22 protein-coding genes are annotated in these 26,683 nt (G+C 70.5%); 13 read left to right on the plus strand and 9 right to left on the minus strand.

Annotated features, from left to right (window positions below; all coding sequences use genetic code 11):
- Nucleotides 1-636: 636 nt before the first annotated feature.
- The 8 genes from ACW9J6_RS31575 to ACW9J6_RS31610 all read left to right on the plus strand — a co-directional run bounded on the left by ACW9J6_RS31575 (nucleotide 637) and on the right by ACW9J6_RS31610 (nucleotide 9,486).
- A complete protein-coding gene (locus ACW9J6_RS31575; RefSeq protein WP_457120283.1) occupies nucleotides 637-3,462 on the plus strand; it encodes a hybrid sensor histidine kinase/response regulator in 2,826 nt (941 codons plus the stop codon).
- Nucleotides 3,463-3,577: 115 nt separating this feature from the next.
- Nucleotides 3,578-4,084, plus strand: a complete 507-nt coding sequence (locus ACW9J6_RS31580; RefSeq protein WP_457120284.1) for a chemotaxis protein CheW — start codon at nucleotides 3,578-3,580, stop codon at nucleotides 4,082-4,084.
- Between the two features lie 13 nt (nucleotides 4,085-4,097).
- A complete protein-coding gene (locus ACW9J6_RS31585; protein ID WP_457120285.1) occupies nucleotides 4,098-4,463 on the plus strand; it encodes a response regulator in 366 nt (121 codons plus the stop codon).
- A gap of 163 nt (nucleotides 4,464-4,626) precedes the next feature.
- A complete protein-coding gene (locus ACW9J6_RS31590) occupies nucleotides 4,627-5,784 on the plus strand; it encodes a protein-glutamate methylesterase/protein-glutamine glutaminase (protein WP_457120286.1) in 1,158 nt (385 codons plus the stop codon).
- A 40-nt stretch (nucleotides 5,785-5,824) separates the two neighbouring features.
- Nucleotides 5,825-6,715 (plus strand): CheR family methyltransferase, encoded by an 891-nt coding sequence (locus ACW9J6_RS31595; RefSeq protein ID WP_457120287.1) that lies wholly within the window; start codon nucleotides 5,825-5,827, stop codon nucleotides 6,713-6,715.
- A 344-nt stretch (nucleotides 6,716-7,059) separates the two neighbouring features.
- Nucleotides 7,060-7,302, plus strand: a complete 243-nt coding sequence (locus tag ACW9J6_RS31600; protein ID WP_457120288.1) for a hypothetical protein — start codon at nucleotides 7,060-7,062, stop codon at nucleotides 7,300-7,302.
- Nucleotides 7,303-7,717: 415 nt separating this feature from the next.
- Nucleotides 7,718-8,386, plus strand: a complete 669-nt coding sequence (locus ACW9J6_RS31605) for a hypothetical protein (RefSeq protein ID WP_457120289.1) — start codon at nucleotides 7,718-7,720, stop codon at nucleotides 8,384-8,386.
- A gap of 26 nt (nucleotides 8,387-8,412) precedes the next feature.
- A complete protein-coding gene (locus ACW9J6_RS31610) occupies nucleotides 8,413-9,486 on the plus strand; it encodes a glycosyltransferase family 61 protein (RefSeq protein ID WP_457120290.1) in 1,074 nt (357 codons plus the stop codon).
- A gap of 121 nt (nucleotides 9,487-9,607) precedes the next feature.
- Here the strand turns inward: ACW9J6_RS31610 and ACW9J6_RS31615 are convergent, their stop codons facing one another.
- The 4 genes from ACW9J6_RS31615 to ACW9J6_RS31630 all read right to left on the minus strand — a co-directional run bounded on the left by ACW9J6_RS31615 (nucleotide 9,608) and on the right by ACW9J6_RS31630 (nucleotide 16,177).
- Nucleotides 9,608-11,998 (minus strand): hypothetical protein, encoded by a 2,391-nt coding sequence (locus ACW9J6_RS31615; RefSeq protein ID WP_457120291.1) that lies wholly within the window; start codon nucleotides 11,996-11,998, stop codon nucleotides 9,608-9,610.
- Between the two features lie 3 nt (nucleotides 11,999-12,001).
- Nucleotides 12,002-13,006 (minus strand): hypothetical protein, encoded by a 1,005-nt coding sequence (locus ACW9J6_RS31620; RefSeq protein ID WP_457120292.1) that lies wholly within the window; start codon nucleotides 13,004-13,006, stop codon nucleotides 12,002-12,004.
- 1,094 nt (nucleotides 13,007-14,100) lie between these two features.
- Nucleotides 14,101-15,024 (minus strand): translation elongation factor Ts, encoded by a 924-nt coding sequence (tsf, locus tag ACW9J6_RS31625; RefSeq protein WP_457120293.1) that lies wholly within the window; start codon nucleotides 15,022-15,024, stop codon nucleotides 14,101-14,103.
- Between the two features lie 103 nt (nucleotides 15,025-15,127).
- Complete coding sequence (locus ACW9J6_RS31630; protein WP_457120294.1) at nucleotides 15,128-16,177, minus strand: 30S ribosomal protein S2; 1,050 nt, start codon at nucleotides 16,175-16,177, stop codon at nucleotides 15,128-15,130.
- Nucleotides 16,178-16,395: 218 nt separating this feature from the next.
- Between ACW9J6_RS31630 and ACW9J6_RS31635 the strand changes: the two genes are divergently transcribed.
- Nucleotides 16,396-17,031, plus strand: coding sequence for a glutathione S-transferase family protein (locus ACW9J6_RS31635; RefSeq protein ID WP_457120295.1), 636 nt, complete (start codon nucleotides 16,396-16,398; stop codon nucleotides 17,029-17,031).
- Between the two features lie 48 nt (nucleotides 17,032-17,079).
- On the opposite strand, the gene ACW9J6_RS31640 is transcribed toward ACW9J6_RS31635, so the two are convergent.
- Entirely contained in the window at nucleotides 17,080-18,345 is a 1,266-nt protein-coding gene (locus ACW9J6_RS31640) for a nitrate/nitrite transporter (RefSeq protein ID WP_457120296.1), read from the minus strand.
- A gap of 406 nt (nucleotides 18,346-18,751) precedes the next feature.
- A complete protein-coding gene (locus tag ACW9J6_RS31645) occupies nucleotides 18,752-19,456 on the minus strand; it encodes an invasion associated locus B family protein (protein WP_457120297.1) in 705 nt (234 codons plus the stop codon).
- A 255-nt stretch (nucleotides 19,457-19,711) separates the two neighbouring features.
- On the opposite strand from ACW9J6_RS31645, the gene ACW9J6_RS31650 reads away from it, so the two are divergent.
- On the plus strand, nucleotides 19,712-20,557 hold the full coding sequence (locus ACW9J6_RS31650; RefSeq protein ID WP_457120298.1) for an FkbM family methyltransferase: 846 nt from the start codon (nucleotides 19,712-19,714) through the stop codon (nucleotides 20,555-20,557).
- A 10-nt stretch (nucleotides 20,558-20,567) separates the two neighbouring features.
- Here the strand turns inward: ACW9J6_RS31650 and zwf are convergent, their stop codons facing one another.
- Nucleotides 20,568-22,049, minus strand: a complete 1,482-nt coding sequence (zwf, locus tag ACW9J6_RS31655) for a glucose-6-phosphate dehydrogenase (RefSeq protein WP_457120299.1) — start codon at nucleotides 22,047-22,049, stop codon at nucleotides 20,568-20,570.
- An 88-nt stretch (nucleotides 22,050-22,137) separates the two neighbouring features.
- On the minus strand, nucleotides 22,138-22,992 hold the full coding sequence (locus tag ACW9J6_RS31660; protein ID WP_457120300.1) for an SDR family NAD(P)-dependent oxidoreductase: 855 nt from the start codon (nucleotides 22,990-22,992) through the stop codon (nucleotides 22,138-22,140).
- A 149-nt stretch (nucleotides 22,993-23,141) separates the two neighbouring features.
- Here ACW9J6_RS31660 and ACW9J6_RS31665 point away from each other — a divergent pair, with 149 nt between their 5' ends.
- On the plus strand, nucleotides 23,142-24,269 hold the full coding sequence (locus tag ACW9J6_RS31665; protein ID WP_457120301.1) for an acyl-CoA dehydrogenase family protein: 1,128 nt from the start codon (nucleotides 23,142-23,144) through the stop codon (nucleotides 24,267-24,269).
- Between the two features lie 79 nt (nucleotides 24,270-24,348).
- Nucleotides 24,349-24,837 (plus strand): cyanase, encoded by a 489-nt coding sequence (cynS, locus tag ACW9J6_RS31670; protein WP_457120302.1) that lies wholly within the window; start codon nucleotides 24,349-24,351, stop codon nucleotides 24,835-24,837.
- On the opposite strand, the gene ACW9J6_RS31675 is transcribed toward cynS, so the two are convergent.
- A complete protein-coding gene (locus tag ACW9J6_RS31675) occupies nucleotides 24,824-25,642 on the minus strand; it encodes a ComF family protein (protein WP_457120316.1) in 819 nt (272 codons plus the stop codon). The genes cynS and ACW9J6_RS31675 overlap by 14 nt on opposite strands.
- Nucleotides 25,643-25,802: 160 nt before the next feature.
- On the opposite strand from ACW9J6_RS31675, the gene ACW9J6_RS31680 reads away from it, so the two are divergent.
- The gene (locus ACW9J6_RS31680; RefSeq protein ID WP_457120317.1) at nucleotides 25,803-26,681 is read left to right on the plus strand and encodes a methyltransferase domain-containing protein; all 879 of its coding nucleotides are present in this window, start codon (nucleotides 25,803-25,805) and stop codon (nucleotides 26,679-26,681) included.
- Nucleotides 26,682-26,683: the final 2 nt, after the last annotated feature.

Genomic DNA, 26,683 nt, shown 5'->3' on the forward strand with positions numbered 1-26,683 from the left:
CGTCGAGGCTCCGCTTGGTCGCACCTCAGCATGAGGACGTGGATTGATCGCCATGGTCCGGGGCTGATGCTGTGGTTTGCCATCGCCTGGCTGGACGAGATCGGAGAGGCTCCCGTTACGTCATGTCCCCGGTAGCCGTGCGCATGCGGGGAGAGGAGAAACCCGCGGGAGCCGGACCGGACTCGGCCGGCGTCGAAACAGCATCCTCCGGAGACCGAGGCGGAATCCTAGGAGCCCCGGGGTTGTCCAAGGGGAGCCGTGCGGCCGCACAGGAAGAGGCCGGCTCTCCCGGAGGGATCGGCGCCGCGGCGCGCTCTTCCCTTGAGGAAAAGCTGCCACGCCATCATGGCCACCTATCGTTCATCAATGGATGTTTCGGCTCGTCCGCCTGACGGACTAGTCCGACGGTTCGGCCGAGAGGGTGTCGACAGTCGCCTCGGGTCGATGAAAAGCATCTGTTTGGCAGTGACTTGCGGCTGCTGCGGGAGCGCCGCGCCGCGACCCAGCCGCTTCGCGGCTCGTCATGCGGTTCACGGCGAAGCCCCGACAATGATCGACTGTGGAAACGGATCATCAACGCTCCGGTGTCAGGGTCGCTAATCAGAGACGTCCTGCGACGATCGGCGGGTGGCGGAAATGGACGATTTGCTGCGTGAATTTCTGACCGAGACGGGCGAGCACCTCGACACGGTCGACCTGGAACTCGTCCGCTTCGAGCAGGATCCGAACAACCAGACGATCCTTCGCAATATTTTCCGGCTCGTTCACACCATCAAGGGCACCTGCGGCTTCCTCGGCCTGCCGCGCCTCGAGGCGCTGGCCCACGCGGCCGAGACGCTGATGGGCAAGTTCCGGGACGGGATGACCGTCACGACCGAGGCCGTGACGCTGATTCTGCAGACCCTCGACCGCATCAAGGTCATCGTCGCCGAGCTGGAGCGGACCGCGGCCGAGCCCCAGGGCGCCGACGACGACCTGATCGGGGCCCTCGACCGGATGTCCGAGGGCGAGATCCCGGCCGCCGCCCCGCCGCCGCCCGCGCCAGCGCCCGTCCCGATGACGACCGGCTCCCTGGTGCCGCAGACCCTGGAGCGGGAACTCAAGCCCGGCGAGGTCAGCCTCGACGACCTAGAGCGCGCCTTCCGCGACACGCCCGGCCCGGCCCCGGCGGCGGCCGCGCCCGCGGTCACGACGGGGACGCTGGTGGCGCAGACCCTCGAGCGGGCGCTCAAGCCCGGCGAGGCCAGCCTCGACGACCTGGAGCGCGCCTTCCGCGACGCGCCCGGGCCCGAGAAGGCCAAGCCCGCCGCGCCGCCGGCCGAGGCCCGGACGGCCGCCGAGGCGAAGCCGGCGGCGGACGCCAAGGCGCCCCGCGGCGACGCGCCGGCCGAGGGCGAGGGCGGCGGGATCAGCAAGGTCCAGACGATCCGCGTCAACGTCGACACCCTCGAGCACCTGATGACGATGGTCTCGGAGCTGGTGCTGACCCGCAACCAGCTGCTCGAGATCGCCCGGCGCCAGGAGGACAACAGCTACAAGGTGCCGCTGCAGCGGCTCTCGAACGTCACCGCCGAGCTGCAGGAAGGGGTCATGAAGACCCGCATGCAGCCGATCGGCTCCGCGTGGCAGAAGCTGCCGCGGGTGGTGCGCGACCTCTCGTCAGAACTCGGCAAGAAGATCGACCTGGTGATGCAGGGCGCCGAGACGGAACTCGACCGTCAGGTGCTGGAGGTCATCAAGGACCCGCTCACCCACATGGTGCGCAACTCGGCCGACCACGGCATCGAGTCGGCGGCCGAGCGCAAGGCCGCGGGCAAGCCCGAGAAGGGCACGATCCGCCTCAACGCCTTCCACGAGGGCGGCACGATCACGATCGAGATCGCCGACGACGGCAAGGGCCTCGACCTCAACACCATCCGCCGCAAGGCGGTGGAGCGCGGCATCGCCACCGAGGCCGAAGTCGAGCGCATGAACGACGGGCAGGTGGCGAAGTTCATCTTCCACGCCGGCTTCTCGACCGCCAAGGCGATCACCTCCGTCTCCGGCCGCGGCGTCGGCATGGACGTCGTCAAGACCAACATCGAGCTGATCGGCGGCACCGTCGACATCCGCACCCAGTACGGCCAGGGCACCACCTTCACGATCAAGATCCCGCTGACGCTGGCGATCGTCGCGGCGCTGATCGTGTCGGCCCGCGACCACCGCTTCGCGATCCCGCAGGTCTCGGTGCTGGAACTGGTCCGGGTGCAGCCGGGCAGCGACCACCAGGTCGAGCGCATCAACGGCTCGCCGGTGCTGCGCCTGCGCGACCGTCTGCTGCCGATCGTGCCGATCGCCGGCATGCTCGGCCTCGACAAGACGTCCTCCACGGCTTCCTCGGACGAGGGCTTCGTGGTGGTGAGTCAGGTCGGGCGCCAGCGCTTCGGCATCCTGGTCGACGGCGTCTTCCACACGGAAGAGATCGTCGTGAAGCCGATGTCGACGAAGCTGCGGCACATCCCGCTCTTCTCGGGCAACACGATCCTGGGCGACGGCGCGGTCGTCCTGATCATCGACCCGAACGGCGTCGCCCGCATGGTGGGCTCGGGCACCGCGACCGGCCAGCCGGGCGAGGGGGATGCGGAGGTCGAGGAGGCCGCCGCCGCCGATCAGACCGTGACGCTCCTCGTCTTCAAGGGCGGCGGCGACGCGCTCAAGGCCGTCCCGCTCTCCCTCGTCACGCGCCTCGAGGAGGTCGAGGCCGAGAAGGTCGAGTGGGTGGGCGGGCGTCCGCTCATCCAGTACCGGGGCCGGCTCATGCCGCTGGTGCCGGTGGATCCCGACCAGGTGCTGCGCCGCGAGGGCGCCCAGGCGCTGGTGGTGTTCTCGGACGGCGAGCGCTCGATGGGGCTCGCGGTCGACGAGATCGTCGACATCGTCGACGAGGTGCTCGACGTGGAGCTCGCCGCGGACCGCTCCGACCTCATCGGCTCGGCGGTGGTGCGCGGGCGCGCCACGGAGATCGTCAACATCGCCCACTACCTGCCGCTCGCCCACGACGACTGGGCGCGGGCGCCGCGGCGCAAGGAGACCCGCGTCCCGCAGCTCCTCCTCGTCGACGACTCGAGCTTCTTCCGCGAGATGCTCACCCCCGTCCTGAAGGCGGCGGGCTACCGGGTCACGGCGGCGGCGAGCGCCGAGGAGGCCCTGACCATCCTGGGCGGCGAGACCCCGATCGACATCGTGGTCACCGACCTCGACATGCCGGGCCGTTCCGGCTTCGACATGATCGAGGTGCTGCGCCGGACCGGGACCCGGGTCGCCGACCTGCCGGTGATCGCGCTCGCCGCGAGCGTGACCCCCGAGGTGATCGAGCGCGCCCGCTCCCTCGGCATCGCGGATTTCGTCGCGAAGTTCGACCGCAGCGGCCTCGTCGCCGCCCTCAACGAGATCTCCGCCCCAACCCTCGACGCGGCGGCCTGACCGGCCGCCCGACCGGAGCGGACTCCGCTCCGGACCCCGACACCCCCGCAGGGGCGGACGCGGCGCCGGCCGTTCCGTCCGACCCTGCCCCAGCCTCGAGGACCGAGCGACGCCCATGATGGCCGCCAACAGCAACGTCGCCCGCCCGGGCGAGACCCCCGCCGCCCTCGGCGACACGATCGACTACGTCACCGTCACGCTCGGCGACGAGATGTTCGGGCTGCCGATCGACCGCGTGCACGACGTCTTCATCGCCACCAACCTGACCGACGTCCCCCTGTCCCCGCCGGAGATCAAGGGCCTGCTCAACCTGCGCGGCCGGGTCGTCACGGCGATCTGCCTGCGCCGCCGCCTCGGCCTGCCCGACCGGGTCGAGGAGGGCCGCAACATGGCGGTGGGCCTCGAACAGGCCGGCGAGGCCTACGGCCTCCTCGTCGACCAGGTCGGCGAGGTGATGAAGCTCTCCTCCGACACCTACGGGCCGAACCCGGTGCACATGGACGTGCGCTGGCGCAGCGTCTCGCGGGGCGTCCACCGCCTCGACGGGCGGCTGCTGATCATCCTCGACGTCGACGCCGTCCTGGCCTTCGGGGACGAGCGCTCGGCCGCCTCGGCGGCGTGAGGAGCGGCGCGCCATGAGACACTGCCTGATCGTCGACGATTCCGCCGTGATCCGGAAGGTGGCGCGGCGGATCCTGGAAGGGATCGGGTTCCGGGTCGCGGAGGCGGAGGACGGCACCGACGCCATCGGCCTGTGCCGGGACGCGATGCCGGACGCGATCCTCCTCGACTGGCGGATGCCCCAGATGGACGGCTACGAGTTCCTGCGGGAGCTGCGGCGCCTGCCCGACGGGGAGCGCCCGAAGGTGCTGTTCTGCACCACCGAGAACGACGTGACCTCCATCGCCCGCGCACTCCAAGCGGGGGCCGACGAGTACATCATGAAGCCGTTCGACAAGGACATCATCACCGCCAAGCTGCAGGAAGTCGGCCTGGCCTGAGCGCCCGCGTCCCCCGGGGGCGGTCGCCTGCGCGGCGGCGCATGCCGACGGGCGGACCCGCCGGCGGCCCGGCGCACGGTTCGTCACGACAGAGCGCGCCCGGCCCGATCGGGCGGGGCGGAGGCTCCCCGCAATCCGTTTCTCCCTCCGGTTCGAGTTCATCATGGCTGCATCCCTCGCGCCGTCCCACGCCAGCCCCGCGGCGCCGCGCATCAAGGTCATGGTGGCCGACGATTCGGCGGTGGTGCGCGGCCTCGTCTCGCGCTGGCTGGAAGAGGCCGGCTGCGAGGTGGTGGCGACGGCCTCGAACGGCCGCATCGCATTGGAATCCCTCGACCGGGTCAGCCCGGACATCGTCCTCCTCGACGTCGAGATGCCGGAACTCGACGGCACCCAGGCCCTGCCGCGCATGCTCGCCAAGCGGCCGGGCCTGCAGGTCGTGATGATGTCGACGCTCACCCAGCGCAACGCGGAGATCTCCCTGCGCTGTCTCGCGCTCGGCGCGGTCGACTACCTGCCCAAGCCCGAGGGCAACCGCGGCGTCACCACCGCGGCGAGCTTCCGCGAGGACCTGATCCAGAAGGTGCGCATGCTCGGGGCCGCCCTCCGGGGCGGGGTCGGCGCCCTGCGCCGCGCCGCGCCTGAGCGCCCGGCCGGGGCGGTGGAGCGGGTGCCCGTCGCGCCGCCGCGGCCCGCCGCCCCCGTCGCCCTGCGCCCGCGGCTGGCGCGGGCCACGCCCCGGGTGCTGCTCGTCGGCGCCTCGACGGGCGGGCCGCGCGCGGTGGGCGAGGTGCTGGAGGGGATCGGCGCCGCGGCCCTGCGGCGCCTGCCCGTCCTGATCGTGCAGCACATGCCGCCGGTCTTCACCGGCGTCTTCGCCGAGCATCTGCGCACCCGCACGGGCCTGCCCGCCGCCGAGGGCAAGCACGGCGAGCCGGTGCGGCCCGGCACCATCTACGTCGCGCCGGGCGGGCGCCACATGGGCCTGACCGGCCATGGCAGCGAGATCGCGATCCGCCTCGACGACGGGCCGCCGGTGAATTTCTGCCGGCCGGCGGTGGACGTGCTGTTCCGCGACGCGGCCGAGATCTACGGCGCCGCGACGCTCTCGGTCGTGCTCACGGGCATGGGCTCGGACGGCACCCACGGGGCCAAGGCGCTCGTCGAGGCGGGCGGCACGATGCTGGTCCAGGACGAGGCCTCCTCGACCGTGTGGGGCATGCCCGGCAGCATCGCCAAGGCGGGCTACGCCCACGAGATCCTGGCGCTGCCGGCGATCGGCCCGGCCCTGCGCGCGCAGATCCCCGGCGGGCAGGCCTGATGCCCGCGCCGCGCGACACCGCCGGGAGAGGCGCCACGCCATGACCGAGATCGAGTTCGATTTCCTGCGCGGCTACCTCAAGCAGCGCTCCGGCCTCGCCCTGACGCCCGAGAAGCGCTACCTGATCGAGAGCCGCCTCACGCCGGTCTGCCGCCGGTTCGGCCTCTCGAGCCTCACCGAACTGGTGGGCGCGCTCCGGCTCGCCCGCGAGGGCGCGATCGAGAAGGCGGTGGTCGAGGCCATGACCACCAACGAGACCTTCTTCTTCCGCGACCGGGCCCCGTTCGACCTGTTCCGCGACGTGCTGCTGCCGCAGGCGATGGCGGCGCGGGCTGCCACCCGCCGCCTTCGGATCTGGTGCGCGGCCGCCTCGACCGGGCAGGAACCCTACTCGCTGGCGATGCTCCTCACCGAGGCCGCGCCGCTCCTGACCGGGTGGCGGGTGGAACTCGTCGCCACTGACCTCTCGACGGAGGTCCTGGAGAAGGCCCGGCTCGGCCTCTACAACCAGTTCGAGGTCCAGCGCGGCCTGCCGATCCAGCTCATGCTCAAGTACTTCGAGCAGGTCGGCGAGCAGTGGCGGATCAACGCGCCGCTGCGACAGATGGTCGATTTCCGGGCCCTGAACCTGCTCGACCGGTTCGACCACCTGGGCGTGTTCGACATCGTGTATTGCCGCAACGTGCTGATCTACTTCGACGCGGCGACGAAGGCGGACGTCCTGGGCCGGGTCGCGGCGCAGCTCGCGCCCGACGGGGCGGTGCTTCTCGGCGCGGCCGAGACGGTGATCGGCATCACCGACGCGCTCAGTCCGGACCCGAAGCACCGCGGCCTCTACCGGCAGGGCGTCCCGCGCGGCGCGGCGGCGCCCACCGCCCCGGTCGTCACGCCCCTCCCGATGCCGAGCTTCCCGCGGGTTGCGGCGCGCTGAGGGGCGCCGCCTCGTTTCGACGCAGGACAGCGCGAGCATTCCTGTTGCTCCGGGCCCGGGGTCTGCTACACGGGCCGTCCTGACCGCCTGTGCGCCCGGAGGCTTCCGGAACCCGTCCGGGCTGCGCGGCGGGAGGGCCGGCGATGACGGGATGGGGCGGACCAGTTCTCTGCAACCCAGTCCTGTGAGGCTCAGTGGGCCGAGTAGTCGCAGGAGCGTCACGGGTTCGGGGAACAGGAACCGCGACCCTGGCGCAAGGCCCACCTCTATTCCGGTCTCGTGACAGTCTTGTTAAGGGGTCTGACCTAGTGTCGGGGCCGACCTTCGGAAGACGAGCACCGGCGATGTGGCGCCTCCTGACCGCCGGTATCAAGGCGATGGTGATGATCGCGGGCCTGGCGGTCGCGGCGCATTGGGCGGCCCGGCGCGAGGCGCCGGCCGCGCCGGCCTTCGCCTCGGTTCCGTATCGCGATCCCGCCACCACGGGCGCGCTGCCGGCGCGCCGCAAGCCGGCGGCGCTCGACCAGCGCGCCTTGCAGCGACTGATGTCGCGGTCGGCGGGGGAGGGGAGAGCGGCGGCGCCGTGAGGCGCGCGCATGTGGCGCCGCCCCATTTGCGCCTTGCCGGGCAGGGCACAGCGGCGCCGACTCGTCGATCGACAGCCGCGTGAGGTGTCCCCGGCGCAGGGGCGGCCGAGGCGTCCCCCGCTTTGATCCAGCGGCTGGCGTATCATCCGCGACGCGCCGCGCTACGCGCGGCACCATCCTCCATCAGTTCGGGCCGATGCTCGATCGGACCCCGTGGCACTCCGACAGGTCGCCGCCGCCGGGTCGATTGTGCCGATGGCCGCCACCCTGCCATCGATGCCGGGTCTGGGCTTGACAACGCTGAGCGCCAAGGTTATCGACAGCTATGATGGCAGCAATATAAATATTGTAGCCCTATCAAAATCATACACCGTCCGATCTCAGTCGAAATGTATCGGCAGGTAGACAAAAAGATATGATTATAGACGATTTTTTAAATCTCATAACTCCAGGTGCGTCTCTGATTTCGAGCACGGACTCGGTCAGCACCTTCGTAAAGTCGCGGTTTTACGATTTTCCACTGATCGCCGGGCGATCGGAGGTGGTGTTCGGCGCGCATTACGTGGCGATGCAGCAGGCCATCATGAAGAGGCTCGGTCCGACCGACCAGATGTCGCTCTGCATCACGGGCTCGAACCTGTTCGACCTGGTGGCGGCCGGCTGCGATTACCTGCCGTCGCGCCTTCGCGTCGTCGCGTCCGAGATCGTCGATCCGGCCGAACTGTCGCTGGCGTATCAAATCAAGGATCTGCGCGAGCAGCAGAAGCATGAGGTTCTGACCGCTTCGGCCTCCGATTACTTGCGTCGGATCCACGCGCAACTCGATGCCTACCGCTCGTCGGTCGCCTTTCTCAGCGTCTGCTACAAGTCCTCGGGGGCGGAGGTCGGGCGTATCCTCGACGGGGCTCGGCCCTACCTCGCGGACGACGCGACGGTGATGACGGTCCTGCGGCACGACGTGCATCGTGACTGGTGGTCCGACCGTCAAGCGGGTCCGGACGACGGCGGCGTCGTGCGCGACATCCGCGTCGACGGGGCGGATTGCGTGATCACGGCGTGGACGCACAGGAGGAACCAGCCGTGAGACTCCGGGTCGGGAACGTCAGGGAGGTGCTGGAGGAGCGGGCCTCGGTCGAGTCCGAGGGGAGCTACTGGGTCTCCTTCGGGCGTTCGGAGATCTACGATCTAGCGCCCCACCAGGTCGTGTCCGACCTGATGAGCAACGCGGCCCTCGGCTGGTTCAACACGCCCGTACCGAGCGTCGATCAGTACTGCGCGGTCCTCGAGAATGGGCGGCTGCTCGGCGATCGGCGCGTCGTCACCCGCGACGACGTCGTCCTCATCGACCTCTCGCAGTGGCGCGCCGGCGAGGTGCAGCGCTCCGAGGGCGGGGACGTGATCGACGTTCCCGACCATCTCCCGCACGAGCACCTCGACGTGGAGGCGTTCGTCCTGACCTACGGCTTCGCTGCTGCCAACAATCTCTCGCACTGGCTCAGCGACGTGGTCGTGAACTTCAAACTGATCGAGCAACTGCCGTTGCACATCAAGGTCGTGGTTCACGACAACGTCACCGGATATTACGCCTCTTTCCTGCAGCGTCTCGGGATCGCCGACGATCGGATCATCCGCGTCAATCACGAGAGATCGTATTCCTTTCGGAAATTGATCGTACCGTCGCTGCAGATGCAGGTGTTCACCCGCGACACGATGGATATCTTCGACAAGATCAGGAACCCGACGCCGTCCAATCGTCCTGATGCTCGCCGGCTGTACATCTCGCGGTCGGATACGATCTTCGGGACCGGGCGCAATCTCCTCAACGAGCCGGACGTCGAGGACGTGTTCCGGCAGCACGGTTTCCGTATTCTGCACGGCCGCGACTTCACGCTGGAATCGAGCATCGACATGATGGCGAGCGCCGACGTGGTCGCCGGGCCCTATGGCGCCGGGCTATACCACAGCGTCTTCATGCGGCCCGGGACCCACGTCATCGCGATCTCCCACAACCGGTACTGGTTGCCGCACATCGCGCAGATCGCGACCCTGCGCGGCCTGAACCTGTCGATGCTGGTGGGCGAGCACATCGAGTCGAACGATTTCCATTTCGGCGGTGCGCACAGCAACTTCGTCATCTCGCCGAACTGCGTGAGGCGGACGCTGCGCGGCATCCTCGCGCTCTGACCGCGGCGAGCGACGCCGAACCTGAGTCGGGTCCGGTGTCCTGGATCATCGCTCGGGATCGAAGGTCTGGAGCGACGCGTTCGCCGCGACCGCGATCGCGGCGAACGCTCCGGCCGTCGCGCTAGACCGTTCCGGAGACGCTCTCGACGCTCCGCGACCCTTCCCCCAGCTGTTCGATCGTGCGGCTCATCTCGACGAGCGCGTTGTAGCGCTCTTCGAGCAGGGCCGCGTCGGCCTTGATGTGGGCGTCGCGCGCCTTGATCGCCTCCTCCATCTCCTGGAGCGCCGCGTAACGATCCGCCGCCAGGGCTTCGGCCCGGGCCAGGCGGACCCGCAGGTCCCGAACGATCGCCTCCACGCCGGCGCCGTCGGCCGCCGCGTCCGCGGGAAGCGGCGTCTCGGCGGCTTGGTAGGTGGCCAATTCCCGCTCCAGCCGCTCGATCGTCCGGCCCATCTCCGTGATGGCCTTGTAGCGCTCCTCCAGCATCACGGCGTCCGCCGCGATGTGTTCGTCGCGGGCCTTGACCATGGCCTCCATGTCCAGGATGGCTTGGTAGCGGCGTCGCGTCAGCGCGTCGGCATCGACGAGTTGGGCGCGCAACTCCCGGACGGTGATCGTCTCGTCCTGGCGCACGACGGTGGCCGCCGCCACGCAGGGCACGTCGTACTTCGCCACGAGGGCGCCCTGCTTGGCGCGAAGGAGGCCGGCCGCGCGTCCGGCCGACAGGTCGTAGCGGTGGTCGGGATAGTGCTCCGGCCCGATCGCCACGCAGAACTTGTCGGGACAGGCGACGATCATCTCTCCCGCCAGGACGGCGGCGGCGATGGCGAAGTGGAGCCAGAGGTCCGGCGGGGCGCTCTCGTCGATGTAGGGCCGGAGCTTGGAGACCCGGAAGATGGTCCCGACCGCGCCGACGTTCTTCGTCAGGCAGACGGAACTCGCGACGAGGTTCCCGCCGCGGAACCCGCCCGTGAAGCGACCGCTCGGGGCGACGATCTGCGGGGAGACCCCGAGGAGATCGGCATCCTCCACGAAGGCGTGGCGCGCCGCCTCGACGAACCCGACGGTGTACATCAGGCCGCCGGTCGAGAACGCCACGTAGCTGTCGTCGTCGAGGCCGTCGAAGATCCGCTTCCCATCCTCGAGCCTGCCCTCCCGGGTGTCCCGGTGGATGTCGATGGTCGCGTTCGGGAAGATCGGCGAGAGCAGGACGGAGGAGGCCGTCGGATTCAGGGACCGGTCGACGAGGTGGAGCTTGAACAGCTCCTCGGGGGCGGCCTTCCTCCGCGCGCGGGGGAACGCGTCCGCGTCCCGCGTCCAGTACGGCCTGGTGGGTTCCGGCACCGTCAGGTCGACCGGCGACCAGTCGACGGACCGCATGAACGTCTCCGCCAGCCCGTCGACGGAACCGTCATACATCAGGCAATTGACGCCGTCCTTCCAGAACTCGTGCGGCCCGAACGCGACGCAACGCTGGTTGAGGATCAGCTTCTGACCCCGCAGGAGCGATTCGTAGGCGAAGAAGCAGTAGCTCTCGTAGCTCGACGGGACCGCCACGGTCGTCCCGGCGATCTTGGACAGTCGCTCCTGCTCGGTGAGGTCGCGGTAGAAGACGATCTTCTCGCTGAATTGCGCCGGAACGAGCGAGTGCAGGTACTGGATGTACTCCTGATCCCAGCCATAGGACACGAGCTGGAACGTGGCGTCGAACCCGCGCTCCAGCGCGCGCACCGCGCCCTTGATGAAGGTGTCCGGGCGCTTGACCGGAGTCAGGCGGGAGGAGAACGAGAAGGTCGTCGGCCGGGGCGGCGCGTCCGCGTCGACGATCTCCGACCGGTCGAGAATGACCGGAGGCGTCTCCCGGATGATCTTGTCCTTGAACGTGTCCGCGAACCTGTAGAAGCGACGGTTCGCATCGGCCACGGCGGCGACGTGGGCGACGATGTAATCCGCGTCATCGAGGGCTTTCCGCTCGATGTCGTATTGCAGCGTGTGCCAGAGATTGTAGCTCACGTCGAACTGCTCGTCCGCCGCGATCATGGACCCGGTGGTGTGGAGCCTGATGCCGACCTGAACGTCCCGCAGCCAGGGATTCGTCCGCTTCGCCTGGAACGTGAAGAACCCGGCGCCGCCGAAGTCCAGAAACTCCACGCACTTGATCTTGTATCCGCGTGAAAGGATCAGATGCTTCAGCGCGTTGTAGAGCCAGATGGACTCCGCCGCGAACGGGTCGAAGGAATTCCGAAAATCGTACTCGACCTTGGTGTTTGCCTCGGTCAGGATGTCCTGCACGTAGACGACGTCGGCCTTGCCCCTGAGCGCGGCGGCGACCGCGATCTGCGTCTTCTCGTCGGTATTCTCGAAATTGGTGCCGTACAGCAGGACGAGCGCACGCAGGTTCTGATCACCGAACGAGGTCAGGGTGTTGAAGATCCATCGGCCGATCCCGCCCTTCTGCACCGGGTACAGTTCGTTGACGGCGAAGCAGATATCGTAGTGGTTCGCGCTCATGTGTCACCCGAAGATTGTTCCGTAGCTTTCGTTCGACAGCCGCACCACTTCACGATGATAGTCTTCGCACAGGTCCGACAGGTATTTTCTTTGATGATCCCACATTTCCATGAGGGTCTCGGCGCGCGACGCCACCAACCGGATGTTGTCGGGTTCCGGGATCTCCGTCAGGCGGCGCAACTCGTGGTCGGCGCAGAACGGCAGGTTCAGCGGCCCGGTTAGGCACGGGGTGCCGACCGCGATCGCCTCGTTCGCCACCATCGGCTGGCACTCGATCAGCGTGACGGCGCTGACGAGGCTGACGTGCCGCATGATCTCCATGACGTACTTGTTCGGGATATGCCCGAGATACGTCACCCGCGAGTCGTCGGCCAGCGTCCGGAAGTCTCCCGAGGTCAGGGTACTGAAGATCGCCTGGCAGGACGTCGCGAGCATCGCCAGGTGATTGACCTGCATGTTCTTGCGAAGCCCGCGCGTCAGCGGGATGAGCGCGCTGTGCTTCACCTTGTCGGGCTGAAGAAACGGTTGGGGTGCAGAATTGATGATGAGGTGCTCCGAAAAGTCAGGGCACACGCTGTTGAAATTCGGCTTGACCGACAGCAAATCGGTGATGACGCCGCGCCGCTTCTGCCGGACCATCACATCCAGCATTTCGATCTCAAACTGATTGTCGAACTGGGCGGCAGAGACGTGAGAGACGGCGTAACTGCGGACATTCCGGCACGAGGCACTGATGTGCTCGGCAAGTTCCTGAGCGTTATTGGAGTAACCCTGAAACACCACCCGCTGAATGTCATTTTCTTTGATGAACGAGATCACCGGAGCGCTATCGAAGGGGCCTTCCGGTTCGATTCCCATCTTCCAGCCCGGGAGCAGTTCCGTTGCCGAACGGATACCCCACCAGTGCGAGTGAAAGATATGAAGAACACCGGAGACGTCCCAGTCATAGGCGCCTCGCTCGACCTCGTTGAGGGGGCGGAATGTGGGTGGGACAATTCTCGGCTGCATAACAGCATCACACTCCGTGCCACGGTCGCGAATTTTGGTCGACAGAACGAGTACATACGACCTTAGGTCAGCCAAAGAGATCACCAAAACCGGGGCGGTATTCGAGACGTGCTGCTCATTCTTCGTCGTGAATCGGTCGTGCCCCTCTTCAGGGGCGCGTTGATTGGTAAAAAAACGGACAAATCTGTGGCGAAGATGGCATCACGGGCGAAATCTGTCCCGAGAGCAGCCTCGTTCTGCGGCAGGCGCTGACGGGGCGTCGTCGAACAGGGAGGTGGCGCCATCGCGCGCGAGGGTCATCGCCCGCGCCCAGAGCCCCCCCGGCGCGCTCCTCTCGACCCCGCCGGGGCGCGACCCCACGGCATCGACGGCACGCGCTGCGCCGAGACGGCCGGGCATCCATGCCCCGTCCCGCCGCGGCTCGGTCACTCTCCCGTTACCGGACGCGGCGCTGGTGCCCGCTCGCCCGGCGTCGGAGAGAGGATCGGGGCTCCGCGGGCTCGGCGCAGAGAGGGCGAGGCCCGGCAGGATCGTTCGTCGAGAGGGCGTCCGCCGTGCCGATCTCTGAACCCGGCCCTGTCTGATTGTGAAGAATGGCCGCGCCGAGCGGGCGTTGACGGGAGAGGCTCTGGCCCCGCGCTGTCAGGGGCGGTCCCGCGCTTCCGGGCCGGATCGAAGGCGAGACGGGTTTCCCTGCCGGCGTCGCGGCGATCCCACGGCGCCGTCACGAGGCTCGGCCATCATCCCCGGCGGGCTGCCCGGCTTGCCTGCGGCGGCCCTCGCCGGGTCCATCCATGTCAGGGGAGCGGCGCTCTCCCGGAGCGCCTGCGGCCGGCCTCTGTTGACGCCCTCACTCACGGGGGGCGAGCCGCCCCCGCCGCGAATCGGGCGCGAGCGCCGGAGCGCGGGGCGGATCGGCGGCGCGGTTCATCGTGGCCGCGATGACGGTCGGGCAGGGGGGATCCCGCGCGGGTGCCCGGTCCTCCCCGAGAAGCGCGCGGCATCAGGCGGGAGCCCATCCGCTCGCCCATGCGCCGCGGGGCCGGAGCTGAGGATCCGCCCCGGCCCCGCGGCCTCTCCTTCGATGGGTCTGCTCAGCCCTTGACGGCCGCCGCGACCTCGCTCGCGAAGTCCGGGCCCTCTTCCTTCTCGATGCCTTCGCCGAGCGCGTAGCGCACGAAGGCCGCGAGCTTGATCGGGCCGCCGGCCTTGCCCTCGGATTCCTTCAGCACCTGGGCGACGGTCTTCGAGGTGTCGTGCACGAAGGGCTGATCGAGGAGGGTGACCTCCTTGTAGTAGCTCTTCAGGCCGCTCTCGACGATCTTGGCCAGCACGTGGTCGGGCTTGCCGGCGTTCTTCTCGCGCAGGATCGCGCTCTCGCGCTCGACCGTGGCCGGGTCGATGCCGGAGGCGTCGAGCGCCAGCGGGTTCGTCGCCGCCACGTGCATGGCGATCTGGCGGCCGAGGGTCGACAGGACCTCGACGTCGCCGGAGGAGTCCAGTGCCACCAGCACGCCGATCTTGCCCAGCCCCTCGCTGACCTGGCTGTGCACGTAGCTCGCGATCACGCCCTGCGGCACGGTGAGCTTCGCCACCCGGCGCAGCGTCATGTTCTCGCCGATCGTGGCGATGAGTTCCTGCAGGCGGTCCTTGACGGTGGTCTGCGCGCCGGGGAAATGCGCGGCCTCGAGGGCCTCGACGGTCCCCTCGCTGTTGAGCGCGACCTTGGCGGCCTCGCGCACGAAGGCCTGGAAGCTGTCGTTGCGGGCAACGAAGTCGGTCTCGGAATTCACCTCGACGATCGCCGCGTGGTGGCCGGCGGACTCGACCGCGACCAAGCCCTCGGCGGCGACGCGGCCGGCCTTCTTGGCGGCCTTGGCGAGGCCCTTCTTGCGCAGCCAGTCCACGGCGGCCTCGATGTCGCCGGCGGTCTCGTTCAGGGCGGACTTGCAGTCCATCATGCCCGCGCCGGTCTTCTCGCGCAGCTCCTTGACCATCGCTGCCGTGATGTTGGCCATCGGACGTGTCCTTTCCACTCAACCGGATAAAGGGAGCCCGGCGCTGGCACAGCGCCGGGCTGATCAATCGTCACCGAAGTCGGACCGCCCGGGGGCGGCCGGGTCAGGCCGCGGCGGCGGCCTCCACGAAGCCGCGGGCCTGGTTGATCCAGCCGTCCCGCTCGATGCGGCCGTTGAGCTTCAGCTCCGCATCGACCTTGGCCACGTCCTCGGGGGTCATCGCGGCCACCTGCCAGTAATGGTAGATCCCGGCATCGTTCAGCTTCTGGACGAGCTGCGGGCCGACGCCCGTGAGCTTGGTCAGGTCGTCGGGCGCGCCGCGCGGGGCGGCGAGCAGCTCGAAGGGCTCGCCCACGTAGGGCTCGCTGATGTCGACCTGCGCCACCTCGGGCTCGTTGAGGTTCGCCGGCAGCTCCTCGGCCATCGGCTCCTCGGAGGCGCCGATGTCGACGCCGAGCGCGCCCTGGCCGCGAGAGATGCCGTCGATCGCCGCCCGGGCGATCAGGTCGCAGTAGAGCGCGATGGCGCGGCCCGCGTCGTCGTTGGCCGGGACCACGTAGGTGATGCCGTCCGGATCGCAGTTGGTGTCGACGATGGCGGCCACCGGGATCCCGAGGCGCTTGGCCTCCTTGATCGCCAGCTGCTCCTTGTTGGTGTCGATCACGAACAGCAGGTCGGGCACGCCGCCCATGTCCTTGATGCCGCCGAGCGCCTTCTCGAGCTTGTCCTTCTCGCGCGCCAGCATCAGGCGCTCCTTCTTGGTGAGGCCCTGGCCGCCGCCGGCCAGGATCTCGTCGACCTTGCGCAGGCGCTGGATGGAGCCCGAGATGGTCTTCCAGTTGGTGAGCGTGCCGCCGAGCCAGCGGGAGTTCACGAAGTACTGGGCCGAGCGGCGAGCCGAATCCGCCACCACGTCGGCGGCTTGGCGCTTGGTGCCGACGAACAGCACGCGGCCGCCCTTGGCGACGGTGTCGCTCACCGCCTGCAGCGCCTGGTAGAGCGCCGGGACGGTCTGGGCGAGGTCGATGATGTGGATGTTGTTGCGGGTGCCGAAGATGTACGACTGCATCTTCGGGTTCCAGCGGTGCGACTGGTGACCGAAATGCGCGCCGGCCTCGAGGAGCTGACGCATCGAGAAATCGGGAAGGGCCATGATCGTGTGTTCTCTCCGGTTCGATCCGCCGCGGAGGAAGCGACCGGCGCGAGCCGGCCACCGGAAACGCCTCATTCAGGCATGAGGCCGGCTCCGCGTGTGGGATGGCGGGCGCTTTATCGGATCGGGGCCGGAAAGGCAAGGCGGCCCCTTGATCCGGGAGGCGCCCCGCCGGACGGTGCGGGGCCTCCGAATCGGAGGCGGAGGAGACTGCCCGCATGACCACGGACCGCGTCACGCTCTACCACGCGCCCAACACGCGCTCCTCGGCCGCGCTGCTGCTCCTGGAGGAACTCGGCGTTCCCTACGACCTCCAGGTCCTGAACATGAAGGCGGGCGAGAACCGGCAGCCCGGCTATCTGGCGGTCAACCCGATGGGCAAGGTGCCGGCGATCGGCCACGGCGGCGCGCTGGTGACTGAGCAGGTCGCGGTGTTCATCTACCTCGCCGACGCGTTCCCGCAGGCCGGCCTTGCGCCGGCGATCGGGGACCCGCTGCGCGGGCCCTACCTGCGCTGGCTGGCCTATTACGGCAGCAGCTTCGAGCCTGCGGTGGTCGACAGGTCGCGCGGGCTCGGCTCCGACGAGTCCACGCGCGCGATGCTGCCCTACGGCCATTACGATACGGTCATCGGCCTCGTGACGGACCAGCTCCGGCGCGGGCCTTACGTCCTGGGCGAGCGCTTCACCGCCGCCGACCTGCTGTGGGGCACGGCGCTCGCCTGGACGACGATGTTCGGGCTGGTGCCCGAGACGCCGGAGATCCGGGCCTATCTCGACCGCCACAACGCTCGCCCCGCGGTGGCGCGGGTCCGGGAGAAGGACGCCGCGCTCGCCGCGCAGCACGCCGCCTGAGGCGCGGGCCCCGGCCGTCCGGCCGGGGCCCGCCTCCCTGGGACGGGATCAGGCCCGCTGCGCGCCCGCCGGCATGACGCCGTTCGTGCCGGCCTCGGAGGCCGCAGCACCGTCGAGCACCTTCCCGCGCGGCCCGACCCAGCGGCCGACCCACTTGCGCGACCACAGGCTGAGGCAGCCGAGCACCACCGCCGCGAAGGCCGCGTAGACCACGAAGCCCGCCGCGAACCCGCCCGTGTACTGCTTCGACAGCCCCATCGCGTTCGGCAGGATCGCGCCGCCCAGCGCCCCGATCTCGCCGATCATCGAGCCGGCCACCGCGGTGTTGGAGGGCCAGCGCAGGGGCACGAGCTGGAACAGCGCCCCGTTGCCGGCCCCGAGCGCCGCGAAGCAGATCATGAACAGGATCGTGGTGAGCATCAGGGACGGCGAGGCGGTGAGCAGCAGGAAGGAGCCGACCGCGGCGAGCAGCACCACGGTCAGCACCAGGATGCCGCCGATCCGGTCGGCGAAGTAACCGCCCACGACCCGGATGCCCGAGCCCATCAGCGCCGCCAGCATGGTCAGGCGCCCGGCCTCGACCTTCGTCACCGCGAACTGCTCGTAGAAGAAGGTCGGCAGGAAGTTCGACAGGCCGATGAAGCCGCCGAAGGTGATCACGTAGATCAGGTTGAAGGCCCAGCCGTCCTTCTCGAACAGGCAGGCGACGTGCTCGCGCAGGCTCTGGTGCTCGCGGTCCGGCGGCTCCTTGGCGAAGACGATCATGACGAGGAGCGGCACGGCCATGACGAGGCCGGCGAAGCCGTAGACCGCCTGCCAGCCATAGGCCTGGGCGAGGGGCGGGGCGAACAGCACGGCGAGCACCGTGCCCGAATTGCCCGCACCCGCGATGCCCATGGCGAGGCCCTTGTGCTCGGCCGGGAACCAGCCCGAGCCGAGGGACAGCGCCACGCCGAAGGAGGCGCCCGCGATCCCGAGCAGCACGCCCATGGCGAGCACGTCCCCGTAGCTCGCCACCGCGAAGTAGCCGTAGGCCATCGCCAGGATGATCAGCGACATCTCGGTGATCGCGGCGTTCTTGCGGCCGATGTACTGGGCGAGCACGCCGAGGGGGAAGCGCATGATCGCGCCCGCCAGGATCGGCAGGGAGATCATGAAGCCGGTCTGGGCCGGCGTCAGCTTGAAGGATTCCGTGATGAACGGCCCCATCGCGCCGTTCAGCACCCAGATCGCGAAGCAGAAATCGAAGTACAGGAAGGCGGCAAACAGGGTCGGGGGATGCCCCGACTTCATCACGGTCTTGAAATCGGCCATGGGTCGAGCCTCACGCAGGTCCCCCGCGGGGGGTGGTTCGGTGCGTATCGGGAACGGGACGCGGCGAACCGGCTGCGGCCGGATCCTCGAACCCCGTCGGTGCGGACAACCCTGTCCCAAGGCTCGGGCGTCTTTGCCCCTCGGCCGTGACCGGCCAGCCCGGCGCTGCGCACGCAGGAAGCGTGCCAAGCACGCGCCCCCGGCCCGCGCGCCTTCGGGGCGCGGCGGCGCGCGTCGCGCGGGCAGGTGTGCTGAAAGTCGAGGCAGCCGGCGCGCGGACCGCGTCCGCCGGCCTTCGTCCCCGAGACCCGTCGATGGCGGGCCGGCCCGAGACGGGAGCCCTGCGGCGGCCTCCCGGGCTGGTGGTCGGAGAGGGGATCCGCCGCGACCGCGCGGGGATTCGGGGTCAGCCGGCGAGCTGCGCCATCCGGGCGAAGGCCGCGGCGAAGCCCGCGAGGGGCACCGTGATGGTCTCGGCCTCGCCGTTCGGCTTCTGGCCGGTGACGCGCAGCGCGACCGCCGTCCGCATGGCCTCGGTGGCGACCGTGGGCAGGCTGATCGGCGCGATGCAGCCGGCCACCACGCAGGTCGTGTAGGGCGCGCCCTTGCCCAGGGTCGCGTCGTCGAGCTTGAAGGTGATGCCGGGCTCGATCTGCAGGCCGAGGGGCATCAGCACGACGCCCTCGCTGCGGCCGTTCTCCGGCTGGCGCAGCTCGATGCTGAATTGCCGCCGGCCGGTCTGCGCCTCGCCCTGGACCTGCGAGACCTGGCAGCGGCGCGCCTCGCCCTCCCGGCTGCAGCTCACCGTCCAGTCGCCGTAGACCTCGCTGACGGCGCTCGCCCCCGGAGGCCAGCCGGCGGGGGGCGCCGGCGCGGTCGCCGCCGCCGGGGCGTGGGCGGCCGGGGCAGGAGCCGGAGCGGGCTTGGGCGTGGGCCGCCGGACCGGCGGCTTGGCGGGTGTCCGGGGCGCGCTCGGCGCGGGCTCGGGCGCGGCCGGCGCGGGCTCGGGTACGGCCGGCGCCTCGGGTGCGGGCTCCTGCGCGCCGACGGGGGCGGCGCCGAGCGCGAGGGCGAGCGTCAGGGCGAGGCGGAGGGAACGGCTGGACGGCATGAGGCACCTTGGGCAGCCCCGCTGCGCGGGGAAGCAGGGGCACCCTCTAGTGCGCGACGGCCCGGAAGAAAAGGGGCGGGCCGGGTGCGTATCTCATTGAAATCATTCGATATCGATCGACGATCCGGCCCGGTTTTCTTTTCTCATCTGTTTCAAGCTGAGCTCATCCGGTGTGTCTCGGTAATCAGTACGGAGGGAAGAACAAGCAAATCGGACCCACTATCCAGTCGAAGTTTGACCGAGCGGAAGAGCAATGTGGTGTCCCTGCAACTGGCGCGAAAGCTGACGGTCCGGCTCCGGCGCCTGCCGGGGACGCAGCCTCTGGTCGAGGCGATCCGGCGGCGCTGCGTCGGGCTGGGCGTGCGCGAGGTGGCGGATTTCGACGGCGACCTGCGGATCGCCCTCGACCTGCGCGAGCAGGCGGCGAGCGAGATCTTCTGGTTCGGCTACCATCGCGGCGGCGTCGTGCGCTGCCTCAACCGGCTGCTCGGTCCGGGCCAGGTCTTCTTCGATGTCGGGGCCCGCATCGGCGAGATCACCCTGGTGGCGGCCAAGCGGGTCGGGCCGTCGGGCGCCGTCTACGCCTTCGAGGCCGTCGCCACGATGCAGCGCAAGCTCGCCGCCAACGTCGCGGCGAACCACCTGGAGCAGGTCCGGCACCTGCCCTTCGGAGTCGGCGCGGAACGCGGCACCCGCGTGGTGGAGGCCCGGGCCGGCCGCTACGCGGACGACCCGGCCGCCGCCGCCGGGGCGCTTCGCCCCGCGATCCCGACGCAGGTCGCCGAGGTCACCACCATCGACGCCGTCGTGAGCCAGTACCGGCTCGACCGGCTCGACGGCATCCGCCTGGACGTCGAGGGGGCGGAGCTCGCGGCCCTGCGCGGCGCCTTCCGGACGCTGGGGCGCTTCTCGCCCTGGCTGATCGTCGAGGCCTCGCGCGCGGCCTTCGCGGCGCGGGGCTTCGGCCCGGACGACCTCGCCCGCGCCCTGCACGGCTACCGCCTCCATCGCATCGATCCGGACGGGGGCGTGGCTCCCCTGGACGTCGCGGATTTCGGCGAGCGCGAGGCGCTGCTCTGCCTGCCGGTGATGCAGGGGTGAGCGGCGAGCGCTACGGCGTCACGTTCTCGTGCCAGGTACGCCCGTCGCGCTCGATGAGCGCGATCGCCGCCGTCGGCCCCCAGGTGCCGGCCGGGTAGGGGCGCGGCGGCTCGGGCCGGTCCGCCCAGGCCTGCAGCAGCCCGTCCGCCCAGGCCCAGGCCGCCTCGACCTCGTCGCGGCGCATGAACAGGGTCGCGTTGCCGCGCACCACGTCCATCAGCAGGCGCTCGTAGGCGTCCGGGTAGCGCTGGTTGAAGGTCTCCTCGAAGCTGATGTCGAGGCCGGTCGGCCGCAGCCGCATCCCGCCCGGTCCCGGCTCCTTGGTCATCACCTCGAGCTTGATGCCCTCCTCGGGCTGGAGCCGGATCACCAGCCGGTTCGGCTCCCGGGCGAAGGATTCCGGCGGGAAGATGCTGAAGGGCGAGGAGCGGAACTGCACCACGATCTCGGACATCTTCTGGGGCATGCGCTTGCCCGTGCGCAGGTAGAAGGGCACGCCCGCCCAGCGCGGCATCAGCAGTTCGAGCTTCAGGGCCACGAAGGTCTCGGTCAGGCTGCGGGACTCGGCCCCGAGATCCGCGAGGTAGCCCGGCACCGGCCGGCCCTCGACGGCCCCCGCCACGTATTGCCCGCGCACGGTGGTGTGCGGGATCTCGTGGCCGGCGATCGGCTTGAGGGCGCGCAGGACCTTGAGCTTCTCGTCGCGCACCGCGTTCGGATCGAGGGAGAGCGGGCTCTCCATGGCGGTGAGGCAGAGGAGCTGCAGCAGGTGGTTCTGCAGCATGTCGCGCAGCGCCCCCGACGTGTCGTAGTAGCCGCCGCGCCCCTCGACGCCCACCGTCTCGGCCACCGTGATCTGGACGTGGTCGATCACGTCGGCGTTCCACAGCCGCTCGAAGATCGTGTTGGCGAAGCGCAGGGCCAGCAGGTTCTGGACCGTCTCCTTGCCGAGGTAGTGGTCGATCCGGAAGATCTGGCTCTCGGGGAAGACCTCGCCGACCTGGTCGTTGATGGCCCGGGCCGATTCCAGGTCGTGGCCGATCGGCTTCTCCAGCACCACGCGCGACTTCTTGCTGATGAGGCCGTGGGCCGCGAGGTTGCGGCAGATCGGGCCGTAGAGGCTCGGCGAGGTGGCGAGATAATAGCTGCGCACCTGGTCGGGCCGCTCGTCGAGGAGCCGCGCGAGGTCGTCCCAGCCCTCGCTGCCGAGCCCGTCCACCGCCACGTAGGTGACGTGGGCGAGGAAGGCCTCGATCTCCGCCGGGTCGAGATCGGCGGCGGGCACGTGCCGCTTCAGGGCGGCCAGCGCCATCTCCCGGTACTCCGCGTCGCTGTGGCGGCTGCGCGCCGCGGCCACGATGCGGCTCGTGTCCGGGATCTGGCGGTCCCGGAAGCGGTAGTAGAGCGCCGGCAGGAGCTTGCGCATCGTGAGGTCGCCGGTGGCGCCGAACACGACGCCGTCGAAGGACGCGACGGGAATGATCTTGGGCATGCCGCCTAGAAGCCTCCGGTTTCCGCTCGGGAACGATGCAAGGGTTCCGCCAGGGCGCGGCGCGCGGAAGCCACCCCGCCGAGGGGCGTCACGCCCCCCGGGAATCCTCGTCCCTCATGTACGCCGAGAAGGCGTCCTTGTAAGCGGGGTGCCAGCGCGACAGGGCGGGGCGGTTCTCGACGAGGTCGCCGATGGCCCAGCGCATGCGCTTCTCGTCCTGCGCCCGGGTGGTCTCGTTATCGGGGCAGAGGATGTAGAAGTCGCCCGCTTCCATCGCCGCCGCCATCGTCTCGACCGTCTGCTCGGGCGTCCAGGCGCCCGCGGGCTTCTCCGCCACGCCGCGCGCCCGCGTCAGGCCCGTATAGACGAAGCCCGGGATCAGGAGGTGGGCGGTGACCGGCACGCCGCGCTCCCGCAATTCGTGGGCGAGGGCCTCCGCCACCACCTTCACGCCCGCCTTGCTGACGTTGTAGGGCGTGTTGCCCGGCGGCGTCGTGATGCCCTGCTTGGAGCCCGTCACGACCACGGCGGCGGGGATGCCGGCCTCGATCAGCCCGGGCACGAAGACCTGCAGCGCGTGGATCACGCCCCAGAGGTTGGTGTCGAGGATGCGGTGCCAGGTGGCCTCGTCCGAGAAGAAGCGTCCGCCCGCCTCGATCCCGGCATTCGCCATCAGGAAGGAGACGGGGCCGAGATCGGCGGCGGCGGCGCGCAGGGCCTCGACCGCCTCGCGCCGCGCCACGTCGGTGGGCACCGCCCGGACCGTCGCGCCGCCCTGCGCCACGGCGGCGGCGGCGGCGTCGAGGGCCTCGCCCGGCAGGTCGGCCAGCACGACCGCCATGCCGCGGGCGGCGCAGTGATGGGCGGCGGCGAGACCGATGCCGCTCGCCGCCCCGGTGATGACGGCGACCCGGCCCGGCGCCAGCGCGGGGTGATCTGTCATGGTGTCCTGCCTGACGTGAGAGGGTTGCGCGCCCGAGATAGGGCGCACCGCCGCCCTCGCATACGGGTGCGGCGGTGCGCCGGAGGGGCCCGGGTGGCACGGATCTTGGAAACAATTCCGCGGCCGGGGTTGCGCCGGGGGAGAGCGCCATGCTGCGGGTGACCACGATGCAGGTCGGGACGGACGCGCCCGCGCCGGTCGAGACCATGCTGGCGGCCCTGCGCCGCGCCGTCGACCGCGACCTCGTGCCCGATCTCCGCCGGATCGACGAGGAGGGGCATCACCCCGAGGCCGCCCTGCGCGCCTTCGGCGAGGCCGGCGCCTACGCGGCCCACCTGCCGGCCGGCGGACCGCTCGGCCCGGCGGATCTGCGCGGCGGCGTCCAAGCGGTCGCGGAGGCCGGCGAGCATTGCCTCACCACCGCCTTCTGCATGGCCTGCCAGGCGGCGCTCGCCTTCACGGTCGCCTGCTCGGACAATGCCCGCCTGCGCGCCGCGATCGGGCCGCCGCTGGCCTCCGGCGCGCTGCTCGGCGGGCTCGCCCTCGACAATCCGATGAAGACCTATATGGGGCTGGAGCGCCTGAGCCTGACCGGTGAGCGCGCGGCCGGCGGATATCGCGTCAGCGGCAGCCTGCCCCTGGTGCCCAATCTCGGTCCCGACCGCGTCTTCGCGGCGGTTTTCGCCCGGCCCGAGGGGCGCTCGGCGATGGCGCTGATGCGGTGCGGCGCCGAGGGGCTGCGCCTCTCCGGAACGGGGCGCGGCTTGGCGCTGAGCGCCAGCCGCACCTGCGCGGTCGACTTCGACCACGTCGCGGTGCCGGACGAGGATCTCCTCGCCGACCCGCTCGACGGCTTCTACCGGCGGATCCGCGCCGGATGGCTGCTGCTGCAGGCCGGCATGGCGATCGGGCTGGTGCGCGACTGCCTGCGCCAGATGCGCGACGTCGCCCGCACGCTCGCGGGGGTCAACCGCTTCCTCGACGTCCAGCCGCGGGAGGTCTCGGACCGCCTCGACGCCCTGGAGGACGAGGTCGACGTCCTGGGGACCACCCCGTTCGAGACGGATCCGGGCTACTGGCGGCGGGTCCTGGAGGCGCGCCTCGCCGCCGGCGAACTGGCCCTCTGCGCCGCGCAGGGCGCGCTTCTCCACGTCGGACCGGCGGGCCTGCGCGACGGGGCGGAGGCCCAGCGCCGGCTGCGCGAGGCCGCATTCCTCGCCGTCGCGACGCCGGCCACCAAGCACCTCCGGCGGATGCTCGCGGAGCTGCAGCATTGAGTTCGACGGCCCGGCACCGGTGGTGAGACATGGCCCCGGCCCGCCGCAGCCGCGGCAACCTCGATCAAGGGAGAGACCGATGAAGCGCGAAGACCTGACGGAGAAGCTCCTCGACATCAAGCGCGAGAAGGGCTGGACCTGGAAGCACATCCAGGAGGAGATCGGGGGCCTCTCGCCGATCCTGATCACGGCCGCCTGCCTCGGCCAGATGAAGCTGCCGAAGGCCCAGGCGAAGAAGGCCGCCGCCCTGTTCGGCCTGTCGCAGGCCGAGGAGCGGTTGCTCAACGAGGCGCCGTATCGCGGCTCGATCCCGGCGCTGCCGCCCACCGACCCGCTGATCTACCGCTTCTACGAACTCGTGATGGTCTACGGCACCACCTGGAAGGAGCTGATCCAGGAGGAGTTCGGCGACGGCATCATGTCGGCCATCGACTTCAACATGGAGATGGCGCGGGAGGCCAACAACAAGGGCGACCGCGTGAAGCTGACCATGTCGGGCAAGTTCCTGCCCTACAAGTATTACGGCAACGAGGAGGGCGTGCCCGACTACGGCTTCAAGGAGCCGTGAGCGGCTCGGGCTCGACCTCGCCGACCTGGCCTAGCCCGTCCTGCACCACGCACGCGAAGGCGAGGAGGTCGACCGCGGCCGCCCCGCCGCGCAGGAGCGCCCGGGCGGCGGCGTTGGCGGTGGATCCGGTGGTCATCACGTCGTCGACGAGGAGCACGCGCCGGCCCGCCAGCCTCGCCCGCGCCGCCCGCGGCACCCGGAAGGCGCCCTGGAGGTTCTCGGCCCGCGCCGCCCGCGTCAGCCCGACCTGCGGCCGCGTGCGTTTGACCCGCGCCAGCAGGCCCGGCGCGATCGGCACCCCGCTGCCCCTCGCGGCGTGTCGGGCGAGCAGCATCGCCTGGTTGAAGCGCCGCCGCCACAGGCGCCAGCGCCAGAGCGGCACCGGCACGATCACGTCCGCCTCGGCGATGAGGTCGCGTCCCGCCCGGGCCATCATGGCCCCCATGGCCCGGGCGAGGTCGAGCCGGTCCTCGTACTTCAGCCGATGGACGAGCCGCCGCGCCGTGAGGTCGTAGCGGACGGCTGCCCGGGCCCGCGCGAAGGCCGGCGGATCGGCCAGCGCGGCCGGCGAGACCAGCCCCGGCATCCCCAGATCGATCGCGAAGGGCGTGCCGAGGCGCTCGCAGAAGGGCCGCTCGATGAAGCGCATGCCGCGCCAGCAGGCCGGGCAGAGACCGTGCGGCGTGCCGGTGGCCGCCCCGCAGGCGATGCAGGTCGGCGGGTAGATCAGTTCCAGCGCGGCCCGCAGGGCCGGGCCGGCGCGCCGCGCGAGCGTGCCGGCCGCGGCCGCCGCCCGCGGAAGCATCCCCGGAGGCCCCGCCTCTTCCATGCCGCGTTCCTCCGCACCGAACAACCGGGCCGATCATGCCGCAGGGGAAGACGCGCGCGAACCTCCCGGCGTCGTCGCGGGAGCGGCGGGCGCGGGCTGGCGGGCGCCCGCCCTCGACGCCATCTATCGCTCCACCATGACCGCGCCGCCCCCGCTCTTCGACGCCGCCCTGATCCGCAAGCGCCTCGCGCGGGCCGGCGCGGCCGGCTTCGCCGATTTCCTGGTCGCGCGGGCCTGCGCGGATCTCGGCGAGCGCCTCGGCACCGTCCTGCGCAGCTTCGAGGCCGCCCTCGATTGCGGCACGCCGACCCCGCAGGCCGCGTCCTGGCTGCGCGCCAGCGGCCGGGCGGCCCGCGTCGTGCGCCTCGCGCCCGTGCCCGAGGCCGCCGCGCCCGGCCACGGCCTCGCGGTGGGTGATCCCGAGGCGCTGCCCTTCGGCGAGGGGGCCTTCGACCTCGCCCTGTCGCTCCTGGCCCTGCAGCACGCCAACGACCTCCCGGGCGCGCTGATCCAGATCCGCCGGGCCCTGCGCCCGGACGGGCTCTTCGTCGGCTGCCTGCTCGGCGGGCGCTCGCTGACCGAGCTGCGGCAGGTGCTGGCCGAGGCGGAGAGCGAGGTCGAGGGCGGGGTGAGCCCCCGGGTCGCCCCCTTCGCGGAGGTGCGCGACCTCGGCGCCCTGCTGCAGCGGGCGGGCTTCGCCCTGCCGGTGACCGATGTCGAGACGGTGCCGGTGCGCTACGCGACGCCCTTCGGGCTGATGCGCGATCTGCGCGCGATGGGGCTCACCAACGCCCTGCGCGAGCGGCGCGGGACGCTGCGCCGCGCCACCCTGATGCGGGCGGCCGCCCTCTACGCCGAGCGCTTCGCCGACGCGGACGGGCGGGTGCGCGCGACCTTCGAGCTGATCTGGCTGTCGGGCTGGGTGCCCCACGAGAGCCAGCAGAAGCCCCTCCGGCCCGGCAGCGCCACGATGCGGCTCGCCGACGCCCTGGGCACCACCGAGCACAGGAGCTGACG

The sequence above is a fragment of the Methylobacterium sp. JK268 genome (assembly GCF_054052225.1).

Excerpts from the sequence above, each read along its gene's own strand:
- ACW9J6_RS31575 (WP_457120283.1), top strand. The coding sequence starts at position 637 with ATGGACGATTTGCTGCGTGAATTTCTGACCGAGACGGGCGAGCACCTC.
- ACW9J6_RS31580 (WP_457120284.1), top strand. The coding sequence starts at position 3,578 with ATGATGGCCGCCAACAGCAACGTCGCCCGCCCGGGCGAGACCCCCGCC.
- ACW9J6_RS31585 (WP_457120285.1), top strand. The coding sequence starts at position 4,098 with ATGAGACACTGCCTGATCGTCGACGATTCCGCCGTGATCCGGAAGGTG.
- ACW9J6_RS31590 (WP_457120286.1), top strand. The coding sequence starts at position 4,627 with ATGGCTGCATCCCTCGCGCCGTCCCACGCCAGCCCCGCGGCGCCGCGC.
- ACW9J6_RS31595 (WP_457120287.1), top strand. The coding sequence starts at position 5,825 with ATGACCGAGATCGAGTTCGATTTCCTGCGCGGCTACCTCAAGCAGCGC.
- ACW9J6_RS31600 (WP_457120288.1), top strand. The coding sequence starts at position 7,060 with ATGTGGCGCCTCCTGACCGCCGGTATCAAGGCGATGGTGATGATCGCG.
- ACW9J6_RS31605 (WP_457120289.1), top strand. The coding sequence starts at position 7,718 with ATGATTATAGACGATTTTTTAAATCTCATAACTCCAGGTGCGTCTCTG.
- ACW9J6_RS31615 (WP_457120291.1), bottom strand. The coding sequence starts at position 11,998 with ATGAGCGCGAACCACTACGATATCTGCTTCGCCGTCAACGAACTGTAC.
- ACW9J6_RS31620 (WP_457120292.1), bottom strand. The coding sequence starts at position 13,006 with ATGCAGCCGAGAATTGTCCCACCCACATTCCGCCCCCTCAACGAGGTC.
- tsf (WP_457120293.1), bottom strand. The coding sequence starts at position 15,024 with ATGGCCAACATCACGGCAGCGATGGTCAAGGAGCTGCGCGAGAAGACC.
- ACW9J6_RS31630 (WP_457120294.1), bottom strand. The coding sequence starts at position 16,177 with ATGGCCCTTCCCGATTTCTCGATGCGTCAGCTCCTCGAGGCCGGCGCG.
- ACW9J6_RS31635 (WP_457120295.1), top strand. The coding sequence starts at position 16,396 with ATGACCACGGACCGCGTCACGCTCTACCACGCGCCCAACACGCGCTCC.
- ACW9J6_RS31640 (WP_457120296.1), bottom strand. The coding sequence starts at position 18,345 with ATGGCCGATTTCAAGACCGTGATGAAGTCGGGGCATCCCCCGACCCTG.
- ACW9J6_RS31645 (WP_457120297.1), bottom strand. The coding sequence starts at position 19,456 with ATGCCGTCCAGCCGTTCCCTCCGCCTCGCCCTGACGCTCGCCCTCGCG.
- zwf (WP_457120299.1), bottom strand. The coding sequence starts at position 22,049 with ATGCCCAAGATCATTCCCGTCGCGTCCTTCGACGGCGTCGTGTTCGGC.
- ACW9J6_RS31660 (WP_457120300.1), bottom strand. The coding sequence starts at position 22,992 with ATGACAGATCACCCCGCGCTGGCGCCGGGCCGGGTCGCCGTCATCACC.
- ACW9J6_RS31665 (WP_457120301.1), top strand. The coding sequence starts at position 23,142 with ATGCTGCGGGTGACCACGATGCAGGTCGGGACGGACGCGCCCGCGCCG.
- cynS (WP_457120302.1), top strand. The coding sequence starts at position 24,349 with ATGAAGCGCGAAGACCTGACGGAGAAGCTCCTCGACATCAAGCGCGAG.
- ACW9J6_RS31675 (WP_457120316.1), bottom strand. The coding sequence starts at position 25,642 with ATGCTTCCGCGGGCGGCGGCCGCGGCCGGCACGCTCGCGCGGCGCGCC.
- ACW9J6_RS31680 (WP_457120317.1), top strand. The coding sequence starts at position 25,803 with ATGACCGCGCCGCCCCCGCTCTTCGACGCCGCCCTGATCCGCAAGCGC.